Origin of the sequence: Sphingobium limneticum (assembly GCF_008710165.1) — a bacterium.
Taxonomy (GTDB): domain Bacteria; phylum Pseudomonadota; class Alphaproteobacteria; order Sphingomonadales; family Sphingomonadaceae; genus Sphingobium; species Sphingobium limneticum.
Genome location: NZ_VYQA01000042.1, coordinates 1 through 12,295 on the forward strand (window position 1 = coordinate 1; position 12,295 = coordinate 12,295).

14 protein-coding genes and 2 pseudogenes are annotated in these 12,295 nt (G+C 61.0%); 8 read left to right on the top strand and 8 right to left on the bottom strand.

What is annotated here, in order from left to right; all coding sequences use genetic code 11:
- A partial coding sequence (locus F4U95_RS25595) for a Tn3 family transposase (protein WP_150426940.1) occupies positions 1–120 on the top strand: 120 nt, incomplete at its 5' end.
- 189 nt (positions 121–309) lie between these two features.
- Here the strand turns inward: F4U95_RS25595 and F4U95_RS23830 are convergent.
- Both F4U95_RS23830 and F4U95_RS23835 read right to left on the bottom strand, forming a co-directional pair.
- Positions 310–756: a globin domain-containing protein gene (locus tag F4U95_RS23830; RefSeq protein WP_029547632.1), complete on the bottom strand. Its 447-nt coding sequence runs from the start codon at positions 754–756 to the stop codon at positions 310–312.
- 149 nt (positions 757–905) lie between these two features.
- Positions 906–1,508, bottom strand: coding sequence for a sensor histidine kinase (locus tag F4U95_RS23835; RefSeq protein WP_010337034.1), 603 nt, complete (start codon positions 1,506–1,508; stop codon positions 906–908).
- 141 nt (positions 1,509–1,649) lie between these two features.
- Between F4U95_RS23835 and F4U95_RS24700 the strand changes: the two genes are divergently transcribed.
- Entirely contained in the window at positions 1,650–2,021 is a 372-nt protein-coding gene (locus F4U95_RS24700) for a response regulator (protein ID WP_029547633.1), read from the top strand.
- Here the strand turns inward: F4U95_RS24700 and F4U95_RS25430 are convergent.
- From F4U95_RS25430 to F4U95_RS23870, 6 genes are all read right to left on the bottom strand, one after another.
- Positions 2,018–2,146 (bottom strand): hypothetical protein, encoded by a 129-nt coding sequence (locus tag F4U95_RS25430; RefSeq protein WP_257211714.1) that lies wholly within the window; start codon positions 2,144–2,146, stop codon positions 2,018–2,020. The genes F4U95_RS24700 and F4U95_RS25430 overlap by 4 nt on opposite strands.
- Positions 2,147–2,179: 33 nt before the next feature.
- Entirely contained in the window at positions 2,180–3,097 is a 918-nt protein-coding gene (locus F4U95_RS23845) for a GGDEF domain-containing protein (RefSeq protein ID WP_037525041.1), read from the bottom strand.
- Positions 3,098–3,403: 306 nt separating this feature from the next.
- A complete protein-coding gene (locus tag F4U95_RS23850) occupies positions 3,404–4,036 on the bottom strand; it encodes an RNA polymerase sigma factor (protein WP_010337037.1) in 633 nt (210 codons plus the stop codon).
- A 609-nt stretch (positions 4,037–4,645) separates the two neighbouring features.
- Positions 4,646–5,194 (bottom strand): hypothetical protein, encoded by a 549-nt coding sequence (locus tag F4U95_RS23860; protein WP_010337038.1) that lies wholly within the window; start codon positions 5,192–5,194, stop codon positions 4,646–4,648.
- A 177-nt stretch (positions 5,195–5,371) separates the two neighbouring features.
- Positions 5,372–5,953 (bottom strand): DUF4142 domain-containing protein, encoded by a 582-nt coding sequence (locus tag F4U95_RS23865; protein WP_010337039.1) that lies wholly within the window; start codon positions 5,951–5,953, stop codon positions 5,372–5,374.
- Between the two features lie 224 nt (positions 5,954–6,177).
- Positions 6,178–6,537 carry a hypothetical protein gene (locus F4U95_RS23870; protein WP_037525043.1) on the bottom strand — a complete coding sequence of 120 codons (360 nt, stop codon included), beginning with the start codon at positions 6,535–6,537 and terminating at the stop codon, positions 6,178–6,180.
- A gap of 151 nt (positions 6,538–6,688) precedes the next feature.
- Between F4U95_RS23870 and F4U95_RS23875 the strand changes: the two are divergent.
- The 6 genes and pseudogenes from F4U95_RS23875 to F4U95_RS23900 all read left to right on the top strand — a co-directional run.
- Positions 6,689–6,943, top strand: a pseudogene (locus tag F4U95_RS23875) (IS110 family transposase); the annotation flags it as partial.
- Positions 6,944–7,100: 157 nt separating this feature from the next.
- On the top strand, positions 7,101–8,330 hold the full coding sequence (locus F4U95_RS23880) for a site-specific integrase (protein ID WP_150426941.1): 1,230 nt from the start codon (positions 7,101–7,103) through the stop codon (positions 8,328–8,330).
- Entirely contained in the window at positions 8,327–9,694 is a 1,368-nt protein-coding gene (locus F4U95_RS23885; RefSeq protein ID WP_150426942.1) for a tyrosine-type recombinase/integrase, read from the top strand. Before F4U95_RS23880 ends, F4U95_RS23885 begins: the two co-directional genes overlap by 4 nt.
- Positions 9,691–10,581: a tyrosine-type recombinase/integrase gene (locus tag F4U95_RS23890; RefSeq protein ID WP_246171705.1), complete on the top strand. Its 891-nt coding sequence runs from the start codon at positions 9,691–9,693 to the stop codon at positions 10,579–10,581. Before F4U95_RS23885 ends, F4U95_RS23890 begins: the two co-directional genes overlap by 4 nt.
- A gap of 117 nt (positions 10,582–10,698) precedes the next feature.
- On the top strand, positions 10,699–12,192 hold the full coding sequence (istA, locus tag F4U95_RS23895) for an IS21-like element ISSsp5 family transposase (RefSeq protein ID WP_011608156.1): 1,494 nt from the start codon (positions 10,699–10,701) through the stop codon (positions 12,190–12,192).
- Positions 12,189–12,295: pseudogene (locus F4U95_RS23900) on the top strand (ATP-binding protein); the annotation flags it as partial. The gene istA and the pseudogene F4U95_RS23900, both read left to right, overlap by 4 nt.

The window sequence follows — 12,295 nt, forward strand, 5'->3', positions numbered from 1 at the left end:
AATACCCGGGCCGCCAGCGGTACCCATATCGCGCCTGATCTACTCGCCCACGTCTCGCCGTTGGGATGGGAACACATCAATCTAACCGGGGAATATCGCTGGCCCAAATCCTTAGCGTAGGATTCCGCCCCCTCCCGCAAACGCCCCCGGTCAGTCGCCGACCATGAGGCCATTGCCGGCCTGAAAGGCATCGAGACCAAGCTTCTCAAACTGGCAAATGACGTCGAACAATGAGCATCTTGGCTACCGCAGCCACGATTCTAGGATCGGCTTCTCACATCCTTTGGGAGGAGCGGCCTGCTGCGGCGATCATGCCGCCTTGGTCTGGTAGAGCTGCGCCTCACGGTTGATAAGGATATCGGCTAGAAACCAATAGGCCTCGCCCCATGCCGTCAATATTTCCTCGGTCGCGGCTTCGCCGAGAATATCGCGGATGGCGGGGAGCAGCGCGTTCGCCACGGTGGGGTAATGCTCGGGCTTGATGTGTGTTTCGACATGACGCGCGGCGATCCGCTCGATCGCCGGTTTCAGCGCGTCGAGCTTATCGACATTCTGCGCGAAGGCGAGGATCGCCGCCGCGAGCCGCTTGGGCTGCGCGCCGGATTCGTGCGCGGCCATGTCGAACAACGCCTTGATCTCCGGATCGACGAACAGGCGCTGGTACATGCGCGTGGTGATCTCCACGCCATGCTGCTGGAGCGCAGGCGCCGTAGCTTTCACCAAAGCCATTGTTTCGGGGGAGAGCGGTTTGGACATACAGACGTGCTCCGGATTTCAGACCCTGACAAAAGAGACGATCAAAGTGACGGGAGGGATCCAGTCGGACAAGGAGCGTGGGCCGAAGAGACAGGCATGCGCGATGAACCCAAGGCTTAGCGGCGGGGATGACCCGTATCCGGATTCGATCATAGCTCGACCGCGGCCAGAGGGGCGAGCAAGGTCCACACGACGCCCGAGACGGGAAATTCCAACTCGGCACGGCCGCGCAAGCTGCGGCTTGCGGCCGTGCATATCAGCCGCGATCCAAAGCCCCGCCGCTCGGGCCTGACGACTGGCGGGCCGCCATGTTCGGCCCATTGCATCCAAAGCTCGGCCTCGATGCCCGATCCCAGCACTTTCCACGTCAGCTCGATAGTGCCTGTTTCGTTGGACAGCGCACCATATTTGATCGCGTTCGTCGCCAGCTCGTGAAAGGCGAGGGTCAACGTCATCGCCGCCTTGGGGCCGATCGTGACCGTGGGGCCATCAAGGCGAAGCCGCTCCGCGTAGAGGGTGAAGTGCGCCAGTGCATTCTCGGCCAGCGCCGGGAGGGGCGCGGTCTCCCAATTATGGGATAGAAGCTGCTCGGTCGCGCTACCCAGCGCCGCCAATCGCTCGTCAATGGTCGATCGGGCGTCTTCGATCGAATCGGCCGCCTGCAAGCTCTGGCTGACAAGAGAACGAACGATAGTGAGAATGTTCCTGAACCGATGCTCAAGCTCACGAATCCGGGTTTCAGTATCGACCATAACTCTACGCGCCCCCTACCCGGCTATTTAGATCAATCGATCGCCCAAGACGAACATTTTGCATGTCCGCGTGGAGCGCAGAGCCAGACGGCGCGTTGCTGCGCTGGTCGGTGGAACGGCTGCGTAAATGCTTGGTGCGACATGACTACACGAGACGGGATCAGCGGCCTTCGTGTGCTGGTTGTTGAAGATGATTACTGGGTCGCGGCCACGCTGGTTGAGATAATATCCGACGCCGGCGCAGAAGTCGTCGGCCCTGTCGATTGCGTGCGGGACGCCCTCTCGGCGCTGGACTCGTCGCCTCATGTTGCCAGCCTCGATGTGCAACTTGGCTCCGAAACCTCATTCCCGATCGCGGACGAACTGAATCGGCGCGGCGTGCCCTTCATCTTCGCCACGGGCGCGGCCAGCATGATCCCGGCTGTCCACGCCTCACGCCCGACCTGCCACAAGCCCACGTCGCGCGAGCTTCTGATCGGAGCGCTCTGCCGCGCGCTCGATGCTGCCTGCTAAGCTTGATCGCCATCGGTTTCGGCGCGCACCGCCGCGTATATAGCGAGCGCGTTGGCGAACTCATCGATACTGGCGATGCTGGCTCTGTCCATCGGCGTGCCGATCACCGCGAAAGCTTCGCCCATCGCTCTGATGAGTCCTGTCGGGCTGCTCGCTCGTCATGTGGCCTCCATTACCCGGAGCCGGGACGGAACAGGAGCGTCCCGGCCTCGACCGGTCGTTGCGCAGCCGATCTCCACGGCGTTCTTCCCGGCGCGCTTGACCGCGTACATGAGCTGATCGACCGCGTGCATCAACGAGGGCTCGTCGCGCGGGGTATCAGGCTGAATCAGCAGCGCGCCCATGCTGCACGTTACTGGATGAGGCGTGCCGGCTAGAACCGATGACAGGCGCTTGTGGAGCACGCGGGCGAAATACACCCCTTCCTGGGCCGAATGAACGGGAAGCAGAAAAGCGAACTCGTCGCCGCCGATCCGCCCGAAATCATCCTCCCACCGGACGATCCCCCGCGCGCCCTGCGCAAAGGCGCGCAGCACCTCATCGCCGGCAACATGGCCGTGGCGGTTGTTGATGCCCTTGAAGTCGTCGAGATCAAGGATCGCGAGCAGGAAGGATTGCCGGGCAGGCACCGCTAGATCGAGACGATGGACCACGCGCTCGCGGAACGTCTCCTTGTTGAGCGCATCGGTCATGCGGTCGCGCGCCGCCAAGTGGTGCTCTCGGTCGAAAGACCGGCGGAAGCTGAGAACAATGGCGGCGACGATAACATAGGTGACGGCACGCACGGCCATCCTTGCCCCTAGCAGGGCGGGAGAGAGCCTGGGCAGCTCGGCGACATGCGGCACGACGGCGAGGACGGCCGCGACGATCGCCACCAAATAGCCAGCGCGGCTTCCTAGCGCCCAGCAGGCGGCGCAGACGATCGGAATATAGAGCGGCGCGAGACCTATTCGGGGAAAATGTGCGTCCGCCAGCGCCAGCGCCGTGACGCTGAGGAGAATCGCGAACCAGGCGCGTTCGCGCGGCAAGGAATGAAGATGATCGGCGAGGCGGCCGACAGGCAGATGGCTATTCACGCATGTCCTACTCGGTCAAAAGGTTCTCCAAGCTCATTCCCGCCCCAAGTGTTCCTGTGCAGCCGGCGGCACGCCCCATTTCGGAGACGTGCCGGCCACTGAACCGGGTGTTGGAAACCTGAAACACGTCAGGCGCGGACGCCTTTGGCCGGGTGGCTTGGACATGCGCGCCCGCCACCCGGTCGATGAAGCTCGACCGGCTCGTGTTTCAGGAGGTTTCCACGCCTCCACCCGCGTCTCCGCAGGTGCGCGCACGCTACCGGCAAACTGTTAAGAAAAGCAACAAGCCAACCGGCACACCGGGGTTCAGCCGATCTTGACGCCCCGCCAGTCCCGCTTTTTCCGCAGGCGGACGGGCAGCTTGGCCTCTGGCGAGGGTGTATCGCGGCCAGTCCTGTCGGCCAGCAGCGGCGTTGATCGCTCATCGATCAGGGCGCGCAGCCGGGTCCGCCCGCGAGCGACACGGCTCTTGAACGTTCCTGTAGCAATGCCGAGCTGCGCCGCTCCGTCCTCGACGGACACGCCCTGGCTCGCCAACAGCACCGCCTCGCGCTGGTGGGGCGGGAGTTCGCTGAGCGCCCAATCCGTATCGCGCAGCCAGATGGCAAGACTCTGGGTCTCGCCCACGTTCAGCATCCGGTCGCGCGCATCCTCGGGCAGATCGGCATGGAAACGCGCGCGGCGGCGACCGGTGAGGAAACTGTTCTTCATTATGGTCCGAGCCCAAGCGGCGAGGCTCGTTCCGGCCGCGAAGCTGGCGCGCGCGGCCCAACAGCGCAGCATGGTGTCCTGCAAGAGATCGTCGGCATCGGCACCGCCTCCGGTCAGCCGCCGGGCATAGGCGCTGAGCGCGGCCGCCTGTGCAATCAGCGCAGCTCCAAAGTCATCGTCGGGCATGGCGATCGGTGACGGAACGCGGGCAGGCGCGGTGGGCGGCATCTCATTCTCCGGGCAGGCTTCTCCTGCCCTCAAGTGATATAGGCCGCGCAAGCCGCCGATGTTGCCGGGCCGACCTCTTCGCACCCCGCTTCGTCCCGTCTCGGTCGATCAGGGCTGCATCCGTGCTATAGGAGGGCATAGCGTGAATAGTACGCCAGACAACGCTAGGGGCGAACAATCAACGAACATTTATGCGGCGCAGCTATCTTTTGGCAGGTTGAGCGTCTTACGTTCTGCAGACGCTGCAACTTTATCCCATAGAAAGTTACCTGAGAAGGCAATGTGGCGACCGGTGCCTATCGCGCCAAGGCGACAACCGTCGATGCTCTTGCTGACACTCTCTATGGTTCCGGCCTGTGTCCTGCGATCCGTGAAGAGACATTGTTGTGCGCTACTGCGACAAGGGCAGTCCGCTCATTGTGCAATGATAGAGTATCAAGCTGGACCTGACGGTAGTGTAAGCAAGAAAGTTCAACGATAGACTATATTGTATAACGTAGTTATACTGGCGTTCGATACCCTACAATGCCACAACATCTCCCAGGTTCGATTGGAGCAAGAGGTAGGTCAGGGCCGTCGCGATCTTGACAACGAACCCCGCCCCATTCATTAGAAGTGGAAGACTACGCCGCCCATGGGCCGCAGACTGTCAAAATCGTAGGTTTCCATCTGAAGGCGAATGCGAATGCCGCTATTACCGGTTACGCCGCCCAGACCGATATCCTTGGGTCCAACTTCGACGCCCACGCCATACACCCAGTCCTTTTGGTCGCTGTAGGCGCGCTTGCCATTAACCCACTGATATCCGGCAGAGGCAAACACCATTCCGCTCTCGCCGGCCCGCGCACCAATGCGGCCACGAACGCCATATTCCCAATCGATGTCGTTGAAGCCCTTGCTGGCGTTACCCTCCGCACCAACAAATACCGGACCCAAGGGAATGTTGACGCCTGCAATCCCGCTGATGAGCGCGCCGTTCATGCTACCGCCACGCGGCGAGCCGAATTCGCTATCTTTGTCGAAGGTGTGATACCCGCCAAGGACGCCAACATAAGGCTCGATGCCAAATGCATCAGTGCCGTCGGGAGCGGTCTCCTGTGCAGACGCAAGCGTAGGAACAAAGCAGCAGACAGCGGCAGCAAGGATCAAATTCTTCATGTATCTCTCTTCAAATTTGTTCGTACCGAAACTGTCGGTAAGTGACCTGCTAACCCCGAACGTCAAAGAGAGTTTCGACAAGTAACAACAAAATGGCAGAAGTGACAAAAATGCCACTTCTGCCATGATGGTGATCAAGCGAGAAGACCGTATTTCAGGTGTCCCGCATTGCTTAGGTCAGCGCGAGGCAACTGCCGCCGGCGTCAGCCCCTTGACCACGGTATAGCCGCTTTCGATCGTCGGCACTGCAAGGGTAGCAACCTGCTTCAGAGCCGGATCGCTGCCCTCCAGAGCGTAGCCCTTCTGCAGTGCCCACATCGACGGAGCTTCATCTGCCATCTGCGTCAGATAAAGATTGTCGAAATCGTCCTTGCTCTTCTTGAGCAAATCAATTGACGCAGCACGCTGCGACGAGAGAGCTAGCGTAGGCTTGGCGATTTTTCGATCCTTGTTGGAGAGGGCGGCAAAAAGCGAGTCCCGCTGTTTCTTTGCTTGATCATAGTCTGCCTTCGCGTAGGCCTTCACATCGGCACGCTCAGCCTTGCGCAGCGCAAGCTGCGAAGCTGCAATACGATAGTTGAGAGCATCAGCACTCAGCTTGACGTAGTCGGAAGCCGAGACCTGACGTTGGGGCTGGATCGAGAACACCGTGGTGGTTTCACCTGCGACGTTGGTCTGCGCGACGCCCGACATGGTCTGGGCATAGGCGACGGGGGACAGAAGGGCGGCAGCCAGAGCAGTGCCGATAAGATAGCGCATTGCATTCTCCACAAAGTTTGGTGAACGCATTACGCTGCTGCGCCGCTCTCGTTCCCGCCATTGATGAAGAAGGAAGGTCTGCAGAGAGTGCGTCAGTCATCCTTCGGCCAAATTTTCCCACGCCTTGAATAGCTTATTGTTCACAATATTATTGCCTCAAACAAAAAAATGGAGATCATATGAGCGCTTTGGAGGGCATAGCGTCGGGGGTGCGCCAGACAATGCTAAGGGCGAATAATCGGTGAATGTATAGAGGTTGAGATCAGACACCCATCTTGAGCCCGCCCTTCCTCTTCTCCCATGGTGTAGAGTTTGCGCATATGTCCGGTGTCGAACAAGGGCGCATCAGCGTTCGGGGCGGCTTCATCGATTGCGCATATGGAGAGCCGGATTTTACGCTCCTGCGCAAAGCTGCGTAGATCATCGATGATCGTCCTGTCCGCTTCGCCCAGCACGGTGGAAAGCGCACGCGACACAAGGCTCAAAGTGCGCGGTTTCGACACCTTGAACTTCGGCGCAAGTCGGCCATTATAGAGGATGTAGATCGCCCCTTGCGAACCGTCTGTCGGCGCATCGACCATCATGTCGCGTGGCAACAGGAAGAAGCCGCTGATCGTGCCGCCATCGACGTGAAGTTGAGGACATAGCGTGGAAGGTACGCCAAACGATGGAGTGGATGGCTCCCGCTCACCGGCTGAGGCAGACTGCCTCGGCTGAAGAGCGAGGAGACGGACGATGAGTGAGATTGTCACGATTGGGCTGGATATCGCGAAGTCGGTGTTCCAGGTCCATGGTGTAGACGCGGCGGGTCAGGTGGTTGTGACCCGGCAATTGAAGCGCGGACAGATGTTGAAGTTTTTCGCGGCATTGCCTCCGGTTCTGATCGGGATCGAAGCCTGCGGAACGGCGCATCACTGGGGTCGGCAGCTCCAGAACCTGGGCCACGACGTAAAACTCATCCCGCCGATCTACGTGAAACCTTACGTCCGCTTATGCTCACCTCGCCATAAGCGGACTAATCACGAGGTCCCCATAATGCGGAGGAACGCGGCCTGATTGGCGGAATTTCGCCGTTTTCGGATCGACTTGCTTCGCATTATTTGGCGCCGAACCTCTGCGGGTCAATCGACCAGCAGAGGAGCCGCCAATGTCGGATAAACATCACGAACTAATCGCCACACTCAAGTCGTCGCTTATCGGTCAGCGATACAGCCCGGTGGTGGCGAGGAACTACTGCGCCTACGCGTCTGGATTTCTCGATTATCTGGAGCAGCGGGATATCCCCGTCACGGACGTGATCGACGTGCATGTGGAACGATATCTGCGGCACGCAATCGTCCAGTTCGAAAAGCAGCGTGGTCGACGTCCCAGTGTGCGCTGGCACGAGGTCCCACGCTCCGGAATTCACGCACTGATGCGGCTTGTTCACGGCCAATGGCCGCCAGCCATCAAGCCAGCCTGCGAGGCCGATGAGGTCCGATTTTCAATCTGCGACGAATACGAAATCTGGCTGCGTGAGGAACGCGGGATGGCTTGCGCGAGCGTCGCAGCGTTAATGTGGGAAGCCCGGAACTTCCTGGCTTGGCAGATCGATTGCGGAAACGACGGCTTGGCGGATCTGAGCGTCACTGACGTTGACCGTTATATGGATTTGCGCGCGCCGAAACTGACGCGCTGTTCGCTGAAGTCTGTGGCAGAGCGGCTTCGCGCGTTACTGCGCTACCTGCATATCACAGGTCGCGTTACGACGGATCTGTCCGGGCATGTTCTGGCACCGACGCTTTATGCATATGAAGGCGTACCTTCGGTCCTGGACCGCGGGCAGATCATCGCCGTGCTGGAGAGTGCCGAGAAGGACAAGTCACCGGCGGGGTTGCGGGATTATGCGATCCTGCAACTCCTCGCAGCCTATGGTCTGCGGTCAGGTGAAATCCGCCATCTCCGGATCGAGGACATCGACTGGCGAACGGAAGCCATCCATGTGCGTCACCACAAGACGCGAGCCAGCACATTACTGCCCCTTCTTGAGCCGGTCGGCGAAGCGGTGCTCGCCTATCTGCGTGCCGGGCGTCCCTCGACCGAGGCCAGGGAGATCTTCGTGCGTACACGCGCACCCTACCGAAAGCTCGACAAGCTTTACAGCATGGTGCGGCGGCGGCTCCGGGACGCTGGCGTCCAACCGCCTGGTAAGTGCGGCCCCCACATCTTCCGTCATGCGCGCGCGGTCGAAATGCTGCGCGCCGCGGTGCCTCAAAAGGTCATCGGCGACGTGCTGGGACATCGTTCGACAGGATCGACGGCTCCCTACCTCAAGCTTGCTACCGAAGACCTCAGGGCCATCGCGCTAGACGTGCCGGGAATGGAGTTGGTGGCATGACAGCACGCTGGCCCGATCCCGACCGCGCGATCATTGGCCGCTATGTCGCGAGCCTTGATCTGCGCAGCACGAAAAGCCGAGCCTGCTACGCCCAAGTCTTGCATGGCTTGCAGGATGTCGCCGAACGTTACGAGGCACTCGATCAGGAAGTGCTGCTGGCCTGGCTACGAGAATCGGCCGTTCGCCGAGCGCCGTCCACGCTCTTGCACCGCACCCGCATCGTTGACCGGTTCTTCGAACGCCTGGCGGAAATCGGCGCGACCCAACGCAATCCCGTCGCCGCTCTGCGCGATGAGTGCAATATCAAGCAGTGCATGCCGATCTGGCGGGCATTGGCGTCGCGGAATCCGGAAGAGGCACTTGCCGAACTACGCCAGCCCAGACCGTTCGGCAGCGTGCTGGGCGAAATTATGGCCGAGCATGTCGCGATGATGCGGCGTAGAGGATACAAATACACATCGCAGCCCCAGTTGCTTCTGCGGTTCGACCGGTTCCTCCAGTTGCATCCGGGACCGGAAGCCGAGCCGCTGAGCTCCATGATGGATCGATGGGCCACAACGAATGGCACGCGTCATCACGCCGAGGAATGCGAAAAGCTCGCGCGCGTCTTTGCGAAAATCCTTCGTCACCGCGACCCGTCGATACCCATGCGCCGACCGGACCCGAGACCGAGGAAGGAGGCATCCAAGCAATGGCGAACGCCTCATATCTACTCGCCTGCCGACGTGCGGCGGATGCTCGAGGTCGCACGTAATTACCCGTCGCCGCGGGCACCACTTCGCCCGCAGAGCATGTACACCATGCTGCTCCTCGCCTATTGCGCGGGCTTGCGGCGCGGTGAGCTTGCCCGTCTCGATCTTGGTGATGTTGACCTGCACGCGGGTACCATCACCATCCGGCAGACCAAGTTCTTCAAGACCCGCATTTTGCCGCTACCGGGCAGCGTTGCAGTCGAGCTTCGGGCCTACATCGATGCGCGCCGGCGTGCCGGTGGATCACAGGACTCGTGCTCGGGTCTGTTCTGGCACGAGCGAGGCGACGGCCATTACACCCCGGAAATGATCACCTGGTTGCTCTCCGACGTCATACGCCGCGCCGGGTTGAAACCATTGCGAGGAAAAGCAGGCCCGCGCGTGCATGACCTGCGCCACTCGATGGTCGTGAACAGAATCCTCGAATGGTACCGAACGGGCATCAATCCGCAGGATCGCCTGCCGTTCCTCGCGACTTATCTCGGCCATCGGGATATCAACTCTACCCTGGTCTACATCACCGTGACGCAGGAGCTGCTGCATTACGCAAATGAGCGGTTCCGGGAAGTTGGCGCACAATGTCTCAACCTGGGACGGGAGGCGCAGCCATGAGCAAGGCCGACCCGTTCCCGAACCTGCTGCGCGCGTTCTTCTACGAATGGCTGGTCGAGCAGCGTAACGCGTCCATCCATACGGTTCGATCATACCGCGACTCCTGGCGGCTGTTGCTGCGGTTCATCGCGCAGCGTACTGGAAAGAAGGTAGCTACGATCACGCTGGCCGATCTGGCCGCCAGCGAGGTGGCCGCGTTCCTCGGTCACGCCGAACATGAACGCGGGGGCACGATCGGCACGCGCAACTGTCGGCTTGCCGCGATCCGCAGCTTCTTCCACTTCGTGGCCACCAAGGATCCCGCGTCGGTCGCGCAATGCGTCGAAATCCTCCATATCCCGATCAAGCGTGCTCCCGTGCCGGAACCGAGTTATCTGGATCCGGCGGAAGTGACGGTAATCCTCGCTCAGCCAGACCGTTCGACCGTTGAGGGTATGCGCGACCATGCGCTGTTCTCGTTCCTCTACAACAGCGGCGCACGAATACAGGAAGCGCTCGATCTATGCCCCGAAGCGATCCGGTTCGAAAGCCCGAACTGCGTGCGCCTGACTGGCAAGGGGCGGAAGGAACGCATCTGCCCGCTATGGCCGGAAACGGTCCTGCTGTTGCGCAAACTGCTCGAGCGGCAGCCACGGGCGCCTGACCAGCGGCTGTTCGTCAACCGCTATGGCGAACCCCTCAGTGCCTCGGGGGTCCGGTTCAAGCTTGCTGCCTACGTGAGGTCTGCGGCCGAAACCATGCCAACGCTATGTGCCAAGCATGTGACGCCACATGCCTTCCGCCACGCCACCGCCGTGCATCTCATCTCGGCGGGCGTCGACGTTACAATCATACGCAGCTGGCTCGGGCATGTGAGCCTCGATACAACCAACCACTATGCCAGGTGAGAACGGCGGAGCAATATTCGGCCACGCTAGCGGCGGGATAGTCCTGCTGCGGGCGGCGTAAAAGTCGTCCACCTTGAAGCCTTTCTGCCAAGTCAGGGAGGTGTGGGGATCTACAGCGTGGAACTTTATCTTCAGGTCCGTTTGGCTTGCGCGGATGGCATGAGCCAGCGGGCGGCGGCGAAGCGTTTCAATGTGTCGCGCGATACGGTGCGCAAGATGCTGTCGTTTTCATCGCCGCCGGGTTACCGGCGTCAGTCTGCACCGCAGCGCCCGAAGCTGGACGGGTTTGTGGGGATCATCGATGGATGGCTTGAGGGGGATCGCGGTGTCCCGCGCAAGCAGCGCCATACGGCGAAGCGGGTATTCGACCGTTTGCGCACCGAGCATGGTTTCACCGGCGGCTATACGATCATCAAGGATTACATCCGGGAGCGCGAGCAGCGCAGCCGGGAGATGTTCGTGCCGCTGGCGCACCCGGCGGGAGATGCACAGGCCGATTTCGGGGAAGCTCTGGTGGAGATCGGCGGGGTGGAGCAAAAAGCCTACTTCTTCGCGCTCGATCTGCCGCACAGTGATGCCTGCTATGTGCGAGCCTATCCGGCGGCGGTGGCGGAGGCCTGGGTGGACGGACATGTCCATGCCTTCGCGTTCTTCGGCGCGGTGCCGCGCTCGATCGTCTATGACAACGATCGCTGCCTTGTGGCGAAAATCCTGCCAGACGGCACGCGCAAGCGTGCCACGCTGTTCAGCGCTTTCCTGTCGCATTACGTGATCCGCGACCGCTATGCCCGCCCGGGCAAGGGGAACGAGAAAGGCAATGTGGAAGGGCTGGTAGGTTACTGCCGCCGCAATTTCATGGTGCCGATCCCGAAGTTCCCGACCTGGGAGGCCTTCAACCTGTGGCTGGAGGAGCAATGCCGCAAGCGCCAGCAGGACAAGGTGCGCGGGGAGAGCGAGACGATCGGTGAGCGCTTGCAGCGCGATCTGGCGGCCATGCAGCCTCTGCCCGCTACACCCTTCGAGGCCTGCGATCAGACGAGCGGGCGGGTCTCCTCGCAATCTCTGGTGCGCTACAAGACCAACGATTATTCGGTTCCGGTAGTCTGGGGCCATCAGGAGGTCTGGATCAGGGCCTATGTCGATGAAGTGGTGATCGGATGCCGCAGCGAAGTTATCGCCCGTCATCCTCGTTGCTATGCCCGCGAGGAGGTTATCTTCGCCCCGCTCCACTATCTCCCGCTGGTCGAGCAGAAGATCAACGCATTCGACCAGGCCGCCCCTTTGCAGGGCTGGGATTTGCCCGAAGCGTTCGGGACGCTGCAGCGGTTGATGGAAGGGCGCATGCACAAACATGGCAGGCGCGAATATGTGCAGGTGCTGCGCCTGCTGGAAACGTTCACCCTCGCCGATCTCCAGGCGGCGGTGGAACAGGCCATCGCCCTTGGCGCCATCGGCTTCGATGCCGTCAAGCACCTCGTCCTGTGCCGGGTCGAACGCGTACCGCCCAGACTGGACCTGGACATCTATCCCTTCCTGCCTCGCACCACGGTCGAGAAGACCGTTGCCAGAGCCTATCTGAGCCTGCTCTGCGACAGGCAGGAGGCCGCATGAGCGATCAGGCACCGGAGATTCTTCTCGCTCACCATCTCAAGGCCCTCAAGCTGCCTACGTGCCTGCGAGAGCATCACAAGCTCGCCCGGCAATGTGCCGCTGA

What these genes read in the sequence shown, in the direction of transcription:
- F4U95_RS23835 (WP_010337034.1), bottom strand. Translation starts at nt 1,508, where the DNA reads ATGGTCGATACTGAAACCCGGATTCGTGAGCTTGAGCATCGGTTCAGG.
- F4U95_RS23850 (WP_010337037.1), bottom strand. Translation starts at nt 4,036, where the DNA reads ATGCCGCCCACCGCGCCTGCCCGCGTTCCGTCACCGATCGCCATGCCC.
- F4U95_RS23860 (WP_010337038.1), bottom strand. Translation starts at nt 5,194, where the DNA reads ATGAAGAATTTGATCCTTGCTGCCGCTGTCTGCTGCTTTGTTCCTACG.
- F4U95_RS23880 (WP_150426941.1), top strand. Translation starts at nt 7,101, where the DNA reads ATGTCGGATAAACATCACGAACTAATCGCCACACTCAAGTCGTCGCTT.
- F4U95_RS23865 (WP_010337039.1), bottom strand. Translation starts at nt 5,953, where the DNA reads ATGCGCTATCTTATCGGCACTGCTCTGGCTGCCGCCCTTCTGTCCCCC.
- F4U95_RS24700 (WP_029547633.1), top strand. Translation starts at nt 1,650, where the DNA reads ATGACTACACGAGACGGGATCAGCGGCCTTCGTGTGCTGGTTGTTGAA.
- F4U95_RS23830 (WP_029547632.1), bottom strand. Translation starts at nt 756, where the DNA reads ATGTCCAAACCGCTCTCCCCCGAAACAATGGCTTTGGTGAAAGCTACG.
- F4U95_RS25430 (WP_257211714.1), bottom strand. Translation starts at nt 2,146, where the DNA reads ATGGGCGAAGCTTTCGCGGTGATCGGCACGCCGATGGACAGAGCCAGC.
- F4U95_RS23890 (WP_246171705.1), top strand. Translation starts at nt 9,691, where the DNA reads ATGAGCAAGGCCGACCCGTTCCCGAACCTGCTGCGCGCGTTCTTCTAC.
- F4U95_RS23885 (WP_150426942.1), top strand. Translation starts at nt 8,327, where the DNA reads ATGACAGCACGCTGGCCCGATCCCGACCGCGCGATCATTGGCCGCTAT.
- F4U95_RS23870 (WP_037525043.1), bottom strand. Translation starts at nt 6,537, where the DNA reads ATGATGGTCGATGCGCCGACAGACGGTTCGCAAGGGGCGATCTACATC.